The following is a 19,023-nucleotide window of genomic DNA, read 5'->3' as shown; positions in this document are numbered from 1 at the left end:
AAATACGGAGCCAGCAATGAGTAGCAAGCTAGAAGCCCGGCACAAAGCCCGGCAAAACGACATTATTGCCGCCGCCAGACGCTGCTTTACCAGCAGCGGTTTTCACGCGGCCAGTATGTCGCAAATTGCCACAGAGGCGCAGCTAAGCGTCGGGCAAATTTATCGCTACTTCAGCAATAAAGACGCCATTATTGAAGCCATTATTCACCGTATTATCGATAAGCGTATTGCCGACATGTCGGATAAAAGCCCGACGGATATTATCCCCAACCTGCTTGCCAGCCGAATTAGCCTCAACGAAGAAGATGACACTTTAATGCTGGAAATCTCGGCCGAAGCCACGCGTAACCCACAGGTGGCCGCCTGGCTTGCCGAGGCCGATGAACGTATTTTCAAAACCGCATGTTTACACCTTAAAAAAGACCACCCTCATTTAACCGAAGAGCGTGTGCGCTGCAGCGTTGAAGTCACGGCTGTGATGATGGAGGGTACGATTTATCGCCGCCTGACATCGCAGAAAGTTGAACCCCAGGCCATGGAAAAAGTGTATCGCGAAATCATTAATATGCTGATTGGCATTAACTAGTTTTATTTAAACCAACACCAGGGGAATAACACCTCCCCTACTTTTATTATTTCCGAATATTCGGAGAGAGACGAGTGCCTGAAACTTTATTCCTTGCGCAATAGCGAGGCGGACATCCTTCACCCTGAGAAAAGAGATGAAATATATTCAAACATCTGTAGTCACATTATTTCTCCTGAGCGGATGTAATAATGAAGATATATCGGCACCGACACTTCCCTTCCCGGAAGTGGGGATTACTACATTAGCCAGCCAGCCTGTATCCGTTATTAGCGAGCTTACCGGGAGAACCGCGGCCGCAATGAGCGCAGAAGTTCGCCCTCAGGTCACAGGTATTATCCAGAAGCGGCTGTTTAATGAAGGAGATAACGTTAAAGCCGGCCAGCCGCTTTACCAGATTAATCCAGCCAGCTTCCAGGCCGCTTACAACGAAGCCGCTGCGTCACTAAAACAGGCGCAGGCACTGGTCGTTGCCGATTGCCAGAAAGCCCGGCGCTATGGGCAATTAGTGAAAGAAAACGGTGTCTCCCGGCAGGATGCCGACGATGCGCAATCCGCCTGTCATCAGGACCAGGCCAGCGTGGAATCAAAAAAAGCCGCGCTGGAAAGTGCGCGAATCAACCTCAACTGGACAACCGTCACTTCGCCAATCGCCGGGCGAATCGGGATATCTTCCGTTACTCCTGGGGCACTGGTCTCGGCTGAGCAAGAGAGTGCCCTGGCCACCGTTCGCGGGCTAAACACGATTTATGTGGATCTCACCCGCTCCAGCGTGGATTTGTTACGCCTGCGCAAGCAAACGCTGACCACAAACGACGACACGCTCAGCGTCTCTTTGCTGCTGGAAGATGGCAGCACTTACGCGCAAAAAGGCCGCCTCGCGCTGACGGAGGTTGCCGTGGACGAATCAACCGGGTCCGTCACCCTGCGGGCCGTTTTTGCCAACCCCCAGCAGCAGCTTTTGCCCGGCATGTTTGTCCGCGCCCGGGTTGATGAAGGCATTATGAATAACGCAATTCTTGCCCCGCAGCAGGGCATTACCCGCGATGCCAAGGGCAATGCCACCGCACTGGTGGTCGATGATGAAAATAAAGTCGAGCAGCGGACGTTGGAAACCGGCGCCACCTATGGCGATAAATGGCTGGTACTGAGTGGCCTGAACGCCGGCGACAGGCTGATCGTTGAAGGTACAGGGAAAGTAAGCGTCGGGCAGCAGGTTACCCCCGTGGAAATAACCAAAGACGGAGGTAAAGCCTGATGTTCTCCACCTTCTTCGTTCGACGGCCGGTTTTTGCCTGGGTCATAGCGATTCTTATTATGCTGGCCGGGGTACTGGCGATTCGCACCCTACCGGTCGCCCAGTATCCCGATGTGGCGCCTCCCGCCATTAAAATTTCGGCCACCTACACCGGGGCTTCGGCTGAAACGCTGGAAAACAGCGTGACTCAGGTTATTGAGCAGCAGTTGACCGGACTGGATAACCTGCTCTATTTCAGCTCTACCAGCAGCTCAGACGGTTCCGTCAGCATTACCGTGACCTTTGAGCAGGGCACCGATCCCGATACTGCGCAGGTTCAGGTACAAAACAAAGTTCAGCAGGCAGAGTCCCGTCTGCCGAGTGAGGTGCAGCAGTCCGGCGTGACGGTGGTCAAGTCCCAGAGCAGCTTCCTGATGATAATGGGCGTTTACGACCAGCAGGATAAAGCCAACAGTTCCGATATCGCCGACTGGCTGGTCAGCAACGTTCAGGACCCGATGGCCCGACTTACCGGCGTCGGCAGCTTGCAGGTGTTCGGCGCTGAATATGCGATGCGGATCTGGATGGATCCAGCCAGGCTGGCTTCTTATGCGCTGATGCCTTCCGATATTCAAACGGCGATTGAAGCGCAAAACATCCAGGTTTCTGCCGGTAAAATTGGCGCCCTGCCGGCCTCTGATGCCCAGCAACTCACCGCGACGGTTCGCGCACAGTCCCGGCTACAAACCGTGGAGCAGTTCAAAAATATCATCGTAAAAAGCCAGGCTAACGGGGCAACTATTCGCCTTGCCGACGTTGCCCGGGTGGAAATGGGCAGCGAGGATTACACCTCTATAGCCAAACTGAACGGCCACCCGGCAGCGGGAATTGCCGTGATGCTTGCGCCCGGGGCAAACGCGCTGGACACCACCACGCGAGTGAAAGAGAAAATTGCCGAGTTTGAGCGCACCATGCCGGAAGGCTACAAAATTGCCTTCCCCAAAGACAGCACCGAGTTCATCAAAATTTCCATTGAGGATGTGATTCAAACGCTGTTTGAAGCCATTCTGCTGGTGGTCTTCGTAATGTATCTCTTTTTGCAGAACGTTCGCGCCACGCTGATTCCTGCGCTGGCGGTGCCGGTCGTGCTGCTGGGAACCTTTGGCGTGCTGGCCCTCTTTGGCTATTCCATTAACACGCTGACGCTGTTTGCCATGGTTCTGGCCATCGGCCTGCTGGTAGACGACGCCATTGTGGTGGTGGAAAACGTGGAACGAATCATGCGCGATGAAGGGCTCCCGGCGCGCGAGGCCACTGAAAAATCCATGGGTGAAATATCCGGCGCCCTGATAGCCATCGCCTTAGTACTCTCCGCCGTCTTTCTGCCGATGGCGTTTTTTGGCGGCTCGACGGGGGTCATTTACCGCCAGTTCTCAGTCACCATTATCTCCGCCATGATCCTGTCGGTGATAGTCGCCCTGACGCTGACGCCGGCGCTTTGTGGCAGCGTCCTGAGGCATACCACGTCGCATAAACTTGGCTTTTTCGCCGGCTTTAACCGTCTTTACCGTACCACCGAGCGCAGCTATAAACGCCGCGTAATAGATACGCTTCGTCATTATGCCACCGTCATGCTGGCTTACGTTGCCATCTGCGGCGCGATGGGGCTGGTCATGTGGAAGCTACCGGGTAGCTTCCTGCCCGTAGAGGATCAGGGGCAGATCATGGTGCAGTGGACTTTACCCCCAGGGGCAACCGCCGGGCGCACGGCAGAAATCAACCGCGCCGTCACCGACTGGTTCCTGACCAAAGAAAAAGCCAACACCAACGTCATTTTTACCGTCGACGGCTTTAGCTTCAGCGGCAACGGGCAAAACACCGGCATGGCTTTCGTGTCGCTAAAAAACTGGTCAGAACGTGAAGGTGAAGAGAATACGGCCCAGGCTATCGCCCTGCGGGCGACGAGAGAGCTCAATACGCTACGGGATGCGTCGCTGTTTGCCATGATCCCCCCTTCCGTTGACGGGCTGGGCAGAAGCAACGGGTTTACCTTTGAGCTGCTTGCCAATGGCGGAACTGACCGCGATGCGTTGTTTATCCTGCGCAACCAGCTTATTGCCAAAGCGAATCAGGACCCAGGCCTGCAGGCCGTTCGCGCCAACGATCTGCCGCAAATGCCACAACTTCAGGTGGATATCGACAGCAATAAAGCCGTTTCGTTAGGACTTTCGCTGAGCGAGGTTTCCTCCACGCTTTCCAGCGCCTGGGGCGGGACTTATGTGAATGATTTTATCGATCGTGGTCGCGTGAAAAAGGTCTATATCCAGGGAGAAAGTGATACCCGGGCGGCACCATCCGATCTCGGAAAATGGTTTGTACGCAGCGAAAATCAAAGCATGACTCCGTTCTCCGCATTCGCCACCACTCGCTGGCAATACGGCCCGGAAAACCTGGTGCGCTACAACGGCTCGGTGGCCTTCGAAATTCAGGGAGAAAACGCCGCCGGGTACAGCTCCGGTGCGGCAATGGAAAAAATGGAGGTGCTGGCAAATAGCCTACCAACAGGTACAAACTGGGCATGGAGTGGGCTCTCCCTGCAGGAGAAGCTGGCCAGCGGCCAGGCGCTCAGCCTGTATGCGGTCTCCATTCTCGTCGTGTTCTTGTGCCTGGCCGCTCTCTATGAAAGCTGGTCCGTGCCGCTGTCGGTGATTCTGGTCATTCCTTTGGGGCTGCTGGGCGCCGCGCTTGCCGCGTGGATGCGTGACTTAAGTAACGACATTTATTTCCAGGTAGCACTGCTTACCACGATTGGCTTATCGTCTAAAAACGCCATTCTGATTGTTGAATATGCCGAAGCTGCCGTAAATAAAGGCTATTCGCTTAGCCATGCCGCCCTGCATGCGGCGCAAACGCGCCTGCGCCCCATTATCATGACGTCTCTGGCATTTGTCGCCGGGGTCACGCCGCTGGCCGTCGCCACCGGGGCGGGGGCGAACAGTCGTATCGCCATCGGGACAGGCATTGTGGGCGGCACGCTGACCGCGACCCTGCTCGCGATTTTCTTTGTTCCTCTTTTCTTTGTCCTGGTGAAACGCCTGTTCGCCGGTCAACGTCGTACGAAGGGGTAAACCATGATTCGTCTCTCCGTTATCCTGCTGGCGCTGCTCAGCGCCGGCTGCGTTTCTCTGGATCCTGATTATGAGCGCCCCGCCGCCCCCATCCCGGCCACTCTGCCGGGCACAAATGGCGAATCCCGCGCGGTGGTGGGCCGCTGGCAACAGGTGGTGAACGATACCCGCCTGCAGCAAGTGGTGGGCATGGGGCTGAACAGCAATCGCGATGTGCAAAAAGCGATTGCCGATATTGAAGCCGCCAGAGCCCAGTATGGTATTCAACGTGCTTCGCTGTTTCCCTCACTCAACGCGGAGTTAAGCTCCACGCGCAGCCGCACCACAGAAAGCGGGCTGACATCCAGCGCCCAGGCCGACGGCGCGGTGACCAGCTTTGAGCTTGATTTGTTTGGCCGCAATCAAAGTCTTTCCCGGGCAGCCAGAGAAACCTGGCTTGCCAGCGAATTCACCGCACAAAATACTCGTCTGACGCTGGTGGCCGAGCTAACGACAGCGTGGCTCACGTTAGCGGCCGATAACAGCAATCTTGAGCTGGCGCAGCAAACGATGTCCAGCGCGGAAGCCTCGCTGCAGATAGTGCAAAAACAGCAGCAGATTGGCACCGCGGCCGCAACGGATGTTTCCTCGGCCTTCAGCGTTTACCAGCAGGCGCGAGCCAGCGTGGCCAATTACCAAACGCTGGTTATCCAGGACAAGAACGCCATCAATCTGCTGGCGGGCAGCAGCGTGCCGCCATCATTACTGCCCGGCTCACTGGAAAGCCTGAACCAAAATACCATCACGCTGGTTCCTGCCGGAGTCTCTTCATCTGTGCTGCTGGCAAGGCCGGATATTCAGGAAGCCGAACATAACCTGAAAGTAGCCTATGCCAACATCGGTGCCGCCCGGGCCAGCTTCTTCCCCTCAATCTCGCTGACCGCCAGCGCGGGGGTAGGCAGCGACTCACTCTCCTCGCTGTTTAGCCATGGGATGCAGGTTTGGTCATTTTCACCGTCGATCTCGCTACCGCTGTTTGCCGGCGGCAGCAATTTATCTCAATTGCGCTATGCCGAAGCAGAGCAGAAGGGGCTGATCGCGAGCTACGAAAAAACTATCCAGAGCGCGTTTAAGGACGTGTCGGATGCTTTAGCCCGTCGCTCGACGCTAAACGAAGAGCTGGATGCCCAGCGTCAGTATGTGGCAGCCGAGCAGCAAACTTTTGATCTGGCGATAAAACGCTACCAGGCAGGCATCGGCGATTATCTGACGGCCTTAACGGCCCAGCGCACGCTATGGAGCGCACGTCAGTCGCTGATTTCACTGCAACAAACTGAACTGGAGAACCGCATTACGCTCTGGCAATCGCTGGGAGGCAACGCCAGCTAGCATAATGATTGACCCTCTCCCGCCCAAAGGGATTTGCCGGGCGGGAGCTTTTTCCGACGAATTTGCCTTAAAACCACCCTGACCGCTCACACCTTAACCGAACGCGGCATAATCCATAAATTAGGCTTGACCGAAGAGGGCTGACTCCCTATAGTAGCGCCCCGTTGCCCACCTAAGGTGTGCAGCAAAACAATATGGTGAGGTGTCCGAGTGGCTGAAGGAGCACGCCTGGAAAGTGTGTATACGGCAACGTATCGAGGGTTCGAATCCCTCCCTCACCGCCATATTTAAAGAAGAGCTCGCATGCAAATGCGGGCTTTTTTTTCGCATATTGCACCGCGAGGGACGGATGAGAACCCTCGACCAGGGTTCAACAAAACGGCAGGACAGCCGTTTTGCATTGCCTCCGGCAACCCGCAGGGCGAGCGCCAGGGACGGCGCGAGTGATATCCCTCCCTCACCGCCACATTTAAAGAAGAGCTCGCATGCAAATGCGGGCTTTTTTTTCGCATATTGCACCGCGAGGGACGGATGAGAACCCTCGACCGGGGTTCAACAAAACGGCAGGACAGCCGTTTTGCATTGCCTCCGGCAACCCGCAGGGCGAGCGCCAGGGACGGCGCGAGTGATATCCCTCCCTCACCGCCATATTCAAAGAAGAGCTCGCATGCAAATGCGGGCTTTTTTTTCGCATATTGCACCGCGAGGGACGGATGAGAACCCTCGACCAGGGTTCAACAAAACGGCAGGACAGCCGTTTTGCATTGCCTCCGGCAACCCGCAGGGCGAGCGCCAGGGACGGCGCGAGTGATATCCCTCCCTCACCGCCATATTTAAAGAAAAGCTCGCATGCAAATGCGGGCTTTTTTTTCGTATATTGCACCGCGAGGGACGGATGAAAACCCTCGACCAGGGTTCAACAAAACGGCAGGACAGCCGTTTTGCATTGCCTCCGGCAACCCGCAGGGCGAGCGCCAGGGACGGCGCGAGTGATATCCCTCCCTCACCGCCATATTTAAAGAAGAGCTCGCATGCAAATGCGGGCTTTTTTTTCGCATATTGCACCGCGAGCGACGGATGAGAACCCTCGACCGGGGAACAGACGCAAATGTAGCCCTCGGTTACTGCTTCCCGGCTCTATGCGACAGGTAGTGGTCTATATAAATCCTGTATTCATCCTTTGTCTCTGCCGGGATCTCACTTGCCGCAAAGAAGGTTAGCGCCAGGCCTTCGGCAGGATCATTACTCATGCTGCCTGACCAGCTTGTCACCTCGTACAGCGAGGTAATAACGTTAATCCTGTCTTTATTTTCAAGCGTAAACGTATAGTCCGCGCCTGAAAAAGTGCCGAGTAATGTCAGGCCGTGAACATCAAGATTCGTCTCTTCTTTCACTTCACGAATAGCGGTTTGTTCCAGACTTTCACCCGGCTCAAGCAACCCGCCAGGTAATCCCCAGCCGCCATCGCGCCTGAGCTGCAACAGAATGCGCTGCTTATCATCAGTGATGATGACATTCGCCCCGGCCAGTAACAAAAGCCGGTGGCCCACCAGCGCCCGCATGTCTTCCACATACCCCATGGTTTTCACTCCTGATACACCGCCCAGTTTTTCCAGCGTTTATTTTTATACATGCTTAAGATGAAACCAGCGTGACTCACTCCGTCACTCTTTCTTGCGCTGATATTTCTCCGGCAGTGGTGGAACCGGCCGGCGATCGTCAATCAAATGAAGCACGGTCAGAATCGGATGGTGGAACAGCATACGCGGGCCGCCCCAACGCATTACCTGCTTCATCTCTTCCCGTTTTGCGGACTGATAGCAATGAATGGGGCAATGTTTGCAGGCGGGTTTCTCTTCGCCAAACGCACAGCGCTCTAACCTTTTGGCTGCGTAATCGTAAAGCTGTTGGTAATGATTGGGTTCGGGGCTGGCAGCAGGATTTTTGCGCTCGTACAAGGCGAGCATTTTAGCGATGGTGAGCTTTTCGCGCTGGATACGTTTTCCGGACATGGCAGTACCTGTTTGACCGGTCAAGCGTCCAGCCAATGATTGTCGATAAGGTGCAACTATAATACACCTTATCGACGATGGGCTGAAATACGAACAGATAATTAGATGTCGCGGAAGGTGCCCAGCCGGTAGCCCCTTTCAGCGATAGCGTACTTCAGCGCGGCGGAAGTCAGTACTTCCAGCTCCGCAAGGCGTGGGTAGCAGTAATTGCTTTTCAACAACGTGTTATCCACAAACGACGGGTGGCACATCACTTCCAGCGAAGCTTCCTGCCGCTTAGCCGAGGCATCCACGCACTCCAGCAGCAGGTTTTCTGAAATCGCGTCGCCGTAGAACTCACTGCTAAATCCTTGCGTAGTCCGCACCCCAGCCAGTGAAATATTATCCCGGGTGGCGGCATCCCGATCGACACGCAGCGGAATACCTTTCGCTTTGGCAAATGACGCAACAACAGGGAAAATTTCCGGGATCATGTGTACATGATGGTGGCTATCAAGATGGGTTGGCTCAATACCAAAAATCTCGATAAAGCGCTGATACTGGCTTTCAAGCTCACGCTTGATCTCATCCAGGGCAAGCTGCCCCTGCTCCGCCATTTCCCAAATCCACTTACCCAGCACGCCTGTTTCGCGAGTCAGAACCGGCATGTTGGTCAACGGCTGTCCCAACGTCAGCACAAAATGCATGCCGACCCCCAGCCCCGGGTAGCGAGCGCATAGTCCGGCGGCGTGTTTAATGGCTTCAGCATTAACCATCGCGGTGGTTGACGTCACCACGCCGTGGTGAAACGCTTCGATAATGCCGTAGTTTTGCGCCTTACTCAGGCCAAAGTCATCGGCATTAATAATCAGTAAGCGATCCATAGCATCCCTCTTGAGTGGCCCTCCCCGTCCGGGGAGGGCAAGACATTAAGCCAGTTTTTCGATAGCTTTCGCAAAGTTTGGCAGATGGGCTTTATGGGCAAGCAGCATCTCTTTGGCAATGACTTCCGCATCCTTGTCCGAGTGAATAAGCGGGCTCAGGTTCAGCGCCAGCAGCACGTCGTTGAACTCACCGCTCAGCGCCGCCTGGCTTGCAGCCACTTCGAAACCTTTGATGGTATGAATCAGCCCCATCACTTTCTCGTCAAAGTGAGTCACGCGCGGGTGTGGTCTCGCGCCATCACGCCCAATGATACTGGTCGTCTCGATAGCCCAGTCAGCCGGAATGTTGTCCACGTGACCGTGGTGAGGAATGTTCACGTAGTGTTCAGTCTGCTTATCGTTGTAGATAGCGCTGATCACTTCGCACGCGGCGTCAGAGTAGTAAGCCCCGCCGCGCAGTTCCAGCTCTTTCGGTTTCACATCCAGGTTAGGGTCTTTATAAAGTTCGAACAGCTGTTTTTCGACTTTCTGTACCACGGAAGCGCGCGCGCCGCCTTTGTAGAACTCGCCCATTTCGATGGCCAGCATCTCTTTCTGCTTGAAGTAATACAGCAGGTAAGAGCACGGCAGCAGGTTCAGGGAGCGAATCAGCCCTTCGCTAAACGGCATATCGAAGATGTTTTTCACCGAGTTTGCACTCAGTTTGCCGCTGGCCACGCCGTCCAGCAGTTCAGCAAAGCGGGACTCACCGTTCACCAGCACATCTTTGATGAACACCATATGGTTCAGACCAAAGAGATCGATCCCCAGGTCATCTTCCGGGGTAAGTTTCAGCACGTCGGTAATAAACATCTTCATGCCAACAGGGATGTTGCACACGCCAATGAATTTTTTGAAATTGGTGTGGCGGAATACCGCTTCGGTCACCATACCGGCCGGGTTGGTGAAGTTGATAACCCAGGCATCCGGGCAAATTTCCTGTACGTCTTTGATGATGTCGAAAATCACCGGAATGGTGCGCAGCCCTTTGAACAGGCCGCCTGCGCCGTTGGTTTCCTGGCCGAGATAGCCGTGGCTCAGCGGAATACGCTCATCCAGTTCACGCGCTTTCAGTTGGCCCACGCGCAGCTGGGTGGTCACGAAGTCCGCGTCTTTCAGCGCTTCACGGCGGTCGAGGCTTTTGTGTACCGTCATCGGCACGCCGGCGTGCTCAATCATACGCTGGCAAAGATTGAAAATGATGTCCTGCTTTTCTTTACCGGCTTCGACATCCACCAGCCAAAGTTCGGTAATCGGTAATTCATGGTAGCGCTTAATAAAACCTTCAAGTAATTCTGGGGTATAGCTGCTGCCGCCACCGATAGTAACAACTTTTAATTTCTTAGTCATATAGGCTCCCGTACAGCGCCACGCGCCGTATTTAGAAAATTGAATAAACTAATAAAAATACAATATTGACCGTGGTCGTTAACCAGCACCTTAATTAATGCTGTACAATTTTTTCCGATAACTATTTGGCGTAAAAGAGGTGACTTTCTTAAAGTTCTTAATAAACATACTGGGGCTGCTATAGCCGGACTCAAAGGCAATATCGGTCACCGATGAGTTAGTAATCTCCAGCTGTTTCTTGGCAAAGTTAATGCGGATTTCATTAATAATCTGCATCGGTGTTTTGCCATAATAGCGCTGCGTGGCGCGCGTTAAATACTCCTGCGACTTACCCGAAAGCGCAACCATGTTTAATAAGGCTTTATCACCAAAACGCATTTTGTCGTGCATCCCTTCAACGGTGGATTTTAACCACAATGGAATATCATCCTGATTTTCCGACTCTCGATAATGGCGCAGTCGATTGACAACATAAAAGCTCACCATTTCGAGAAACTCGTTAAACTCCCCTTCGCGGAAATTAAACGAGGCAATAACCGATTCCATAAACGCCAGGAATTCATCCTTAATCTGATAAACCTGTGAGGCCACCAGGTGGGACGGCAACAGCGGCATATAATGCTGTTCAAAAAACTGCTGACTAATCCCAACGTTAAATAACCGGGTCGCGCCAAACTCATAGAAACTCTGATGATGGGAACCGACCGGGATAAAGACGAAATCACCTCGCTCCATCAGCACACGTTTACCGTTAATTTCCTGGTAGTAGCGTCCGGTCAACACAATCGTGAATTCGTAGTAATCATGCTGGTGCAGCCCGCTCACGCTCTCTTCTTTGGTGTAGATAAACGCATGGAAACACTTGCCGTTAAACAGCTGGCTTTCACGAACAATGTTTATTTCCATATTGTCTATCTCTGGCTGCATATGCTGACCTGCTACTTGTCCATTTTTTCGTGTAATTCAATCAACTCGGTGACCAGCTCACGAGCCAGCATCGAGGTCATCAGGTGATCCTGAGCGTGAACCAGCACCAGGCTCACTTTGGTTTTGCCTTCGCCCTGGTCGCCTTCAATCAGCTTAGTCTGCACCAGATGCGCTTCGTTCAGCGCGGCACGAGACTGACTCATCATCTCTTTGGCTCCGGCGAAGTCGCCCTGTTTGGCCTTTTTGAGCGCGCCGTAGGCAAGGCTACGGGCCTGCCCTGAATTGATGATTAATCCCATCACGACTTCTTCGAGGTCGTCCACATCGACTTCAGTTTCAACAACATTATCTAAATCAAACATAATAGTGCTCCCCGGATTCTGAAAACGGGGGAGGCATTCCCTCCCCCGGCTGAACTTAGAATTTCAGTGCGTTAGCGATATCTTCTTCGCTTTCTTCTTCTTCAATTACCGCCTGTGCCTTGTTGGACAGGATAACGAACGGCATGTACACCATCGTTGCGACACCCAGGTTGAACAGCGCCACCAGCAAAGCGGCGACGCTGCCGTTACTGTTGAAGAAGGCGCCCAGGCCGGTAGGCATGGTCCACGGTGCCAGGTTGGTTACCGGCGGAATAATGCCCATGGAGTACGCAATCAGGGTGATAGCGGCCAGAATCGGCTGTACCGCCACAAACGGGATGAACATCACCGGGTTCATGATGATCGGCAGACCAAACAGAATCGGTTCGTTAATCTGGAAGATGCCTGACGGCAGCGCCAGCTTAGCCACCTGACGGTGATCGGCGCGGCGTGAAGCGATGAAGATAGCGATGATCAGACCCAGCGTCGCACCAGAACCACCCAGCAGGATGTAGGAGTCGAGCATTGGTTTTGCCCAGAAGTGGAACTGTTTGCCCGCTTCGATAGCAGCTTCGACAGAACCGTACTGCTGGTACAGCGCCACGTTTTCCAGCGCCCATGGGGTCATGATGCCGTTATCCAGTGCGGTAAGCGCCAGAGAACCGTGAACACCGAAGAACCACAGCAGGGAGTTGAAAATTACATATGCCCAGCCAACCACGCTCCCCATTGACGCCAGCGGAGTCGAAATGGAGTCCATGATGATCTGGTGGAAGTTACTGCCGTAGTGAGACAGCGCCCAGGAGATGATCCCGAAGATAGACAGAATCAGGAAACCTGGAATTAATGCCGAGAACGAACGGGATACCGAGGCCGGCACGCTGTCTGGCAGGGTAATAACCCAGTTCCGACGCACCACAAAGGTGAACAGTTCCGCGACAACCAGACCGATAATCATACCGGAAATAATATTCTGGCCGCCTAACCAGTTGGCGCCCACGGCATAGGCTTCGCCCACGCTATATGGCGTAACGGTCATAAAGGCTGCTACGGATAATAAGCCCGCAGCCAAAGGATCAACCTTTCTTTCTTCAGCCAGCGCCATACCAATGAAAAAAGGTGCCATCAGCGACATTATGCCCAACGTACCGTTGTACACATTGCCGCCGATAGCTTTAAACCCATTCAGGGTTTCAATGGTCTCGGGGTCTAAACGGATGCCTAACGAGTAGAAGAATGATCCTGCGCCGAAGCTCAGGAATACGTTGTTGATCAGAACAAACATTGCCCCAGTGAGGGTTAATGGCATTAATTTAATAAAACCGTTTTTAATGGCATTAACGTGAGGCTGCTTTCCTATTTTTACAGCAAAAGGCAGGAGAACCTTCTCAAGTGAATCAATGACTTTACTCATATTATAAATATCCTTGAAAGCCGTAATTGCTATTACGGCTGTAGGTGTAAGTCGCTCTTTGACGGAAAATTAAACAAAACAAGAATAAAAAATTAACTCTCGGCCGCTGCTTTCTTAATTGCTGCCACAGCCGCTTTCAACACACCCAGCCCATCGACTTTACCGTACAGAGCAGAATCGATAACTTCTACAGGCTTGGTGGGCAACAATTTCTTGATATCTGCCTGCATGTAGGCAATTTGTGGCCCGAGTAACACCAGGTCCGCGTGCTTTCCTTTCTCGCTGGCTAAAGACTCAGAGAAGGCTTCAATTTCTACCGGAACTTCATACTTTTCGGCCTGCGCTCGCATTTTGGTCACTAACAGCGAGGTTGACATCCCAGCGGAGCAGAACAGGTAAATTTTTTTCTTTTGCATAAGTTGTTCCTCAAGTCTCAATACGCTGTAACGGACTTCCGTGGCGTATTGTTGCTGTTCCAAAGCGGGTTTGTGGATAGAGACTATTGTCTCTGCTTGAGGAAAGTATACGGCATGGTTTCTGAAGAGAGATAATTCCTGGGTCTCATAAATTGTCTCTCCTTGACCTGGCGTTATGACCCTCTTCACAGTTTGGCCAAATAATTCGCGCAAATAAAAAAGCCCAAACCGAAGTTTGGGCTTTTGTCTAAATCGTTGAAGACCGTCAGTCGTAGGCGTTCAGCGTGCGCTGACACAGTGCCGAACGCACACAATCCTGCTTGCCAAAGCGAACAACACCAACCATGTCATCCTCTTCAAAACGGTTAAGCGCGTCGCTTAAACCGGACGGTACGCCCGCAGGTAAATCACACTGAGTGATATCGCCGTTGACGATGACCGTCACGTTTTCCCCGAGGCGGGTGAGGAACATTTTCATTTGCGCTGCGGTGACATTCTGCGCCTCATCCAGAATAACCACGGCATTTTCGAAAGTACGTCCGCGCATATAGGCGAACGGCGCAATCTCAACCTTACCAATCTCAGGTCGCAGGCAGTACTGCATAAAAGACGACCCTAAACGTCGCACCAGGATGTCATACACCGGGCGGAAATAGGGGGCGAACTTCTCTGAAATATCTCCGGGGAGGAAGCCGAGATCTTCATCGGCCTGCAGCACCGGACGGGTAACAATAATCCTGTCAACATCCTTATGTATCAGGGCCTCAGCGGCTTTCGCCGCGCTGATAAACGTCTTGCCACAGCCGGCTTCGCCGGTAGCAAATATCAGCTGCTTTTTCTCGATGGCATTAAGATAGTGCGCCTGAGCTTCATTGCGCGCTTCGATAGGTGAATGGTCGCGGCTATCGCGCGCCATGCCTATAGATTCTACGCCGCTCATCTGCACAAGCGTGGTGACCGATTCCTCTTCACGCTGCCGGTGGCTACGCGAATCCCGTCTCAGCACACGTTTTGCTTCGCGACGAGCTTTGATCACAGCTTTCTGTCTTCCCATGGATGGCACCTTACAGTTGGTTTCATTTCCCGCGCCGCCTGAACAGGCGCGATTATGCCCACTAACGGATGAGGTTTGGCTTCCTTGTAAGCCATTAACTGCCGGTTGAGAGGGTGCGTTAAGCGAACGCGAAACGTTGCCTGACGCACCGTTAGGACGCTGATTTGACTCTGAATGGGGAAATTTAGCGGTGAAGATAGCGAAGCCGGAGGAGAGGCCTCCGCGCTGGGTAGTGCGGGTAAAGTGTTTAAGTAACCGTCCAGTACAGGACCCAACCATTCGCGATCTCCGTAGTGATTAAACGTCACAGCAGGGAACTACCGCTCATACTTTTAGTACAACAAACGCCACCCAAAATGCAACATAAATTTCACTTTTAAGTAACGTCTAATCGCAATCCGCTGCTGGATACTGTTTTCGCACATCAATATTACAGAAATATATCAGCGGGATAGCCATAGGGAATTGTAATGAATAATAAGGGCGGTGAATTGTTAGCAAATGAAAAATGAGGGGCATCAGGATTAAGTTGTTTCCATCGGAAAAGCATCTCTGCTTAACCCGCACTCTGAAAGAACGGCTAAGTGTCATTTTTTCTCCCTCGCCCCTATGGGGAGAGGGCCGGGGTGAGGGGAAGAATTATGTCAGGCTCTCATCAACCCCGAATGTTTGTGATGGCCGGTGGGCTTACCGCTTCAGCGGCGATGAGCTCGCCGGGTGCCGGGGGTTGTCAGACGAAATGGCGTTATCCCCCTGCACGTTCACCGTCTCGGAACGTGCAGGGGAAACCGATCTAAGGGAGAACGGAACAATTGAGGTGTAACAGATATCTCTTCAGAAGAGATCCAAAGCAATAATTAAGCCTCAATCATCCCCTGCCCCAAATAATGCTGCTTATCCTGCACGCCGGGCAGCGCGAAGAAATACCCGCCGCCAATCGGCTTCACGTACTCTTCCAGCGCCTCACCGTTCAGCCTGCCCTGCACCGTCAGGAACCCCTTTTCAAGGTCGTGCTGGTAACAGACGAACAGCAGCCCCATATCGAGCTGGCCGGATTTGGTGGCTCCCAGCGAATAGCTGTAGCCTCGACGCATCATAAGCCCCGACTGCGTCTCTTTGGTTCTGGGGTTTGCCAGGCGGATATGGGCATCGAGCGCGATGACATTGCCATCAGGATCGGCGGCGTAGTCCGGTACATCGTGCTCATTTTTCATGCCCAGCGGCGCCCCGCTGTGCTTGTCACGTCCGAAGATAGTTTGCTGCTCTTTCAGCGGCGTGCGGTCCCAGGACTCGACGTGGAACTGAATAATACGCACGGCCTGATAGCTGCCGCCGGTAGCCCAGGCTGGCTCCTGCTGTTGCCTGGTCACCCACACCACGTCATCCATCAGCGGCTTATCATGGCTGTCCGGGTTCGCCGTGCCGTCTTTGAAGCCCAGCAGGTTGATCGGCGTCTCTTTCCCCCGGCTGCGCGCCGCGTGGTTGGAGATAAACCCTTCCCTCTTCCAGCGCACGCTGAGGAGATCGGGTGTGTGCTTGATGATATCGCGCAGCGCGTGGATCACCGTGTCATTGGTGTTGGCGCAAATTTGCAGCAGTAAATCACCATGGCACAGGCCGGCATCCAGTGAATCGTTCGGGAAGCTGGTCATTTGCTGTAGCTTTTTCGGCATCTGCTTTTGCAGACCAAAGCGCTCATCAAACAGTGAACTGCCGACGGAAACCGTGATCGTCAGGTTATCCGGGTAAATTTCTGCCCCAAGGATGCCCGAGTCCATCGGCGGTAACCGTGGATTTGGCGTATCCGGCGCCGGGCCACCGTGGGTCAGGAAGTCAAAGCGCGCGGTTAGCAGGCGGAACAGGCGCTCAAGGTCGGCTTTATCGCTGGCCAGTACGTCAAACGCGACCAGCATCATGGCGGCCTGCTGAGGCGTCAGAATACCGGCCTGGTGCTCACCGTACAGCGGCTGGCTTTCCAGACGACCATCCGGCGGCAGCGTACCCGGTGAAGAGGCCGGATTCGCCGCATGGGCCGCCATCGGGCAACCGCCGCCCACGGCAAAAGCGCCCCCAAGGGCGCCCAGTGTTTTCAGAAGCTGGCGGCGCGCCGGTTGGTGCGCGCCGGTATTGTCCTTATCACTCATGATGCTTAGTCCAGACCCATCACGCCACGCAGCTGAGACAAGTCTTCCGCAAGCGTAGTGATTGGCCCCTTCAGGGCTTTGCGGTCAGCGTCAGTCAGCTTGTCGTAGGTTTCAAACCCGTCTTTGGTGCGGTATTTCGCCAGAATGGCGTCAACTTTCTTGAAGTTGGCATCCACTTTCGCCAGCAGCGCCGGATCCTCTTTGGTCAGTTGAGGACGCAGCAGGTCAACAATTTTCTGCGCGCCGTCGACGTTCGCCTGGAAGTCCCACAGGTCAGTGTGGCTGTAACGATCTTCTTCGCCGCTGATTTTGGTCGCCGCAACTTCTTCAATCAGACCGGCCGCACCACCAACCACTTTGCTCGGCGGGAACGCCAGCTCAGAAACGCGAGTCTGCAGATCCAGCACGTCAGCGTTCAGTTTGTCAGCAAACTGCGCGGCGTCTTTGGTCGTGTTGTCGCCAAAGAGAATTTTCTCCAGACGGTGGAAGCCGGTGAATTTAGGATCATCCGCTTTTTTCTCGAAATCGTCTTCACGGGCATCAATGCTGCTGTCCAGATCGGAGAACAGCTCGGCGATCGGTTCAATACGCTCGTAATGCTGGCGAGTTGGTGCATACAGCGCTTTGGCTTTCTCTAAATCACCGGCTTTCACCGCATCGGTAAAGGCTTTGGTGCCTTTGACCAGCTCCGCTACTTCGGCGGTCACATAGGCTTTGTATTCAGTGATTGGGCCAGTCAATGCCAGAAGATCGGATTTAGGTGCTTCCTGTTTGCCGGTCGCTTTCACCACCAGCTTGCCTTTCGGGTTGGTCAGCAGACCGCAGGTCATGTCGTACTCACCCGGCTGCAGGTTGGCGGTCAGTTTCTGCGAGAAGCCCGGCGCGATGTTCTCGCGCTCCTCGACCACCATCACCCCTTTCAGGATCTCCCACTCCAGCGCTTTCTGGCTGTTGTTCTGAATAATGAACTGGGTCTTCCCGGCGTTCACGGTCACATTCATCGGCTCACATTGTTTATCCGTGACGGTGACTTTTACCTGGGGAATATCCGCCGCCTGCGCGGCAAACGTGGAAGAGACAAGCGCGAGCAGCGCAACGTGCAGTGCCTTCAGACGAAAATGTTTGGTCATGACCTATCCCTATTAAGCAATGAGTAGTTATCACTAAACGGCGGGATGGCCCGCCGGAAATAAATTAACGAGCCGTATTGGTCGCCTGGTTGTCCACGCGTGGCGGCATAAAGAACAGCACCAGCGCAGGAATCAGATAGATGAAGTACATCGCCACTTCGCTAACGGTTGGGGTTTCCTGATAACCAAAAATCCCCTCCAGCAAGGTGCCGGTCAGCGAGTGGGTCGAGAGCGTGTTGCTCATATCGAATGCGATGTCCTGAAAGTGGTTCCACAGCCCGGCTTCGTGGAATGCGCGAACGGCACCGGCAGCAAGACCTGCGGCCACCAGCAGAATAAACAGACTCGTCCATTTAAAGAATGCGCCGAGGTTGAGACGAATCCCGCCCCAATAGATAAGGAAACCTAAAACAATGGCTGTAGCCAGGCCGAGCATCGCCCCCAGCGGCGGCCAAATACCGACGTCCTGCTGGAAAGCCGCCAGCAAGAAGAACACCGACTCCAGGCCTTCGCGCGCCACGGCGAAAAAGACCATCATGATCAGCGCCCAGCCGTGGTTACCTTTGCTATGCAGCGCATTATCCACCGCCTGCTCCAGCTGCACTTTGACGTTGCGGGACACTTTACGCATCCAGAACACCATCCAGGTCAGGATAAACACGGCGATTACCGCCACTATGCCCTCAAACAGCTCCTGCTCTTTCTGCGGGAACTCGCCGGTAGTTTCATTGATAAAGATACCGAGGCCCAGGCAAAGCGCTGCGGCGGCGAAAACGCCAATCCACATCACGGCTATCCACTGGCCGCGCTGGGTACGCTTCAGATAGCTGGCAATCAGGCTAACGATGAGCGCAGCCTCCAGCCCTTCGCGTAACATGATGAGAAACGGAACAAACATGCCTGACACCTCAGATGTGAATACAAGTCAATTGACGTAAAGAAAAGTAAACCATAACGATTGTGATTATCATTAGCGCTGGAAAGAAAAACAAG

At 53.8% G+C, this 19,023-nt stretch carries 16 protein-coding genes and 1 tRNA gene; 5 read left to right on the top strand and 12 right to left on the bottom strand.

What is annotated here, in order from left to right; translation table 11 throughout:
- Positions 1-16: 16 nt before the first annotated feature.
- The 5 genes from VW41_07785 to VW41_07765 all read left to right on the top strand — a co-directional run bounded on the left by VW41_07785 (position 17) and on the right by VW41_07765 (position 6,603).
- Positions 17-586, top strand: coding sequence for a TetR family transcriptional regulator (locus VW41_07785; protein ID AJZ88934.1), 570 nt, complete (start codon positions 17-19; stop codon positions 584-586).
- A 136-nt stretch (positions 587-722) separates the two neighbouring features.
- Positions 723-1,844, top strand: a complete 1,122-nt coding sequence (locus tag VW41_07780) for an acriflavine resistance protein E (protein AJZ88933.1) — start codon at positions 723-725, stop codon at positions 1,842-1,844.
- Positions 1,844-4,951, top strand: a complete 3,108-nt coding sequence (locus tag VW41_07775; protein ID AJZ88932.1) for a multidrug transporter — start codon at positions 1,844-1,846, stop codon at positions 4,949-4,951. The genes VW41_07780 and VW41_07775 overlap by 1 nt, the downstream gene beginning before the upstream one ends.
- 3 nt (positions 4,952-4,954) lie before the next feature.
- A complete protein-coding gene (locus VW41_07770) occupies positions 4,955-6,319 on the top strand; it encodes a multidrug transporter (GenBank protein ID AJZ88931.1) in 1,365 nt (454 codons plus the stop codon).
- A gap of 196 nt (positions 6,320-6,515) precedes the next feature.
- A tRNA-Ser gene (locus tag VW41_07765) sits at positions 6,516-6,603 on the top strand.
- A gap of 837 nt (positions 6,604-7,440) precedes the next feature.
- Here VW41_07765 and VW41_07760 read toward each other — a convergent pair.
- From VW41_07760 to VW41_07705, 12 genes are all read right to left on the bottom strand, one after another.
- Positions 7,441-7,899: an NUDIX hydrolase gene (locus tag VW41_07760; protein AJZ88930.1), complete on the bottom strand. Its 459-nt coding sequence runs from the start codon at positions 7,897-7,899 to the stop codon at positions 7,441-7,443.
- Positions 7,900-7,983: 84 nt separating this feature from the next.
- On the bottom strand, positions 7,984-8,331 hold the full coding sequence (locus VW41_07755) for a hypothetical protein (protein AJZ88929.1): 348 nt from the start codon (positions 8,329-8,331) through the stop codon (positions 7,984-7,986).
- Positions 8,332-8,432: 101 nt separating this feature from the next.
- Positions 8,433-9,194: a hypothetical protein gene (locus VW41_07750; protein AJZ88928.1), complete on the bottom strand. Its 762-nt coding sequence runs from the start codon at positions 9,192-9,194 to the stop codon at positions 8,433-8,435.
- A 45-nt stretch (positions 9,195-9,239) separates the two neighbouring features.
- Positions 9,240-10,583, bottom strand: a complete 1,344-nt coding sequence (locus VW41_07745) for a diacetylchitobiose-6-phosphate hydrolase (protein ID AJZ88927.1) — start codon at positions 10,581-10,583, stop codon at positions 9,240-9,242.
- Between the two features lie 90 nt (positions 10,584-10,673).
- Positions 10,674-11,510: a transcriptional regulator gene (locus VW41_07740; protein ID AJZ88926.1), complete on the bottom strand. Its 837-nt coding sequence runs from the start codon at positions 11,508-11,510 to the stop codon at positions 10,674-10,676.
- An 11-nt stretch (positions 11,511-11,521) separates the two neighbouring features.
- Positions 11,522-11,872, bottom strand: a complete 351-nt coding sequence (locus VW41_07735) for a PTS system N,N'-diacetylchitobiose-specific transporter subunit IIA (protein ID AJZ88925.1) — start codon at positions 11,870-11,872, stop codon at positions 11,522-11,524.
- A gap of 55 nt (positions 11,873-11,927) precedes the next feature.
- A complete protein-coding gene (locus VW41_07730; protein ID AJZ88924.1) occupies positions 11,928-13,286 on the bottom strand; it encodes a PTS system N,N'-diacetylchitobiose-specific transporter subunit IIC in 1,359 nt (452 codons plus the stop codon).
- A 92-nt stretch (positions 13,287-13,378) separates the two neighbouring features.
- On the bottom strand, positions 13,379-13,702 hold the full coding sequence (locus VW41_07725; protein ID AJZ88923.1) for a PTS system N,N'-diacetylchitobiose-specific transporter subunit IIB: 324 nt from the start codon (positions 13,700-13,702) through the stop codon (positions 13,379-13,381).
- 265 nt (positions 13,703-13,967) lie between these two features.
- Positions 13,968-14,756 carry a hypothetical protein gene (locus VW41_07720; protein AJZ88922.1) on the bottom strand — a complete coding sequence of 263 codons (789 nt, stop codon included), beginning with the start codon at positions 14,754-14,756 and terminating at the stop codon, positions 13,968-13,970.
- A gap of 857 nt (positions 14,757-15,613) precedes the next feature.
- Positions 15,614-16,900, bottom strand: a complete 1,287-nt coding sequence (locus VW41_07715; GenBank protein ID AJZ88921.1) for a peroxidase — start codon at positions 16,898-16,900, stop codon at positions 15,614-15,616.
- Between the two features lie 5 nt (positions 16,901-16,905).
- A complete protein-coding gene (locus VW41_07710) occupies positions 16,906-18,030 on the bottom strand; it encodes a ferrous iron transporter (GenBank protein ID AJZ88920.1) in 1,125 nt (374 codons plus the stop codon).
- A 64-nt stretch (positions 18,031-18,094) separates the two neighbouring features.
- Positions 18,095-18,928 carry an iron permease gene (locus VW41_07705; protein ID AJZ88919.1) on the bottom strand — a complete coding sequence of 278 codons (834 nt, stop codon included), beginning with the start codon at positions 18,926-18,928 and terminating at the stop codon, positions 18,095-18,097.
- Between the last annotated feature and the right edge of the window lie 95 nt (positions 18,929-19,023).

The sequence above is a fragment of the Klebsiella michiganensis genome, from assembly GCA_000963575.1.
GTDB lineage: Bacteria > Pseudomonadota > Gammaproteobacteria > Enterobacterales > Enterobacteriaceae > Cedecea > Cedecea michiganensis_A.
Note: the sequence above shows the minus strand (reverse complement) of the source record. Positions and strands in the feature narration are given on the sequence as shown.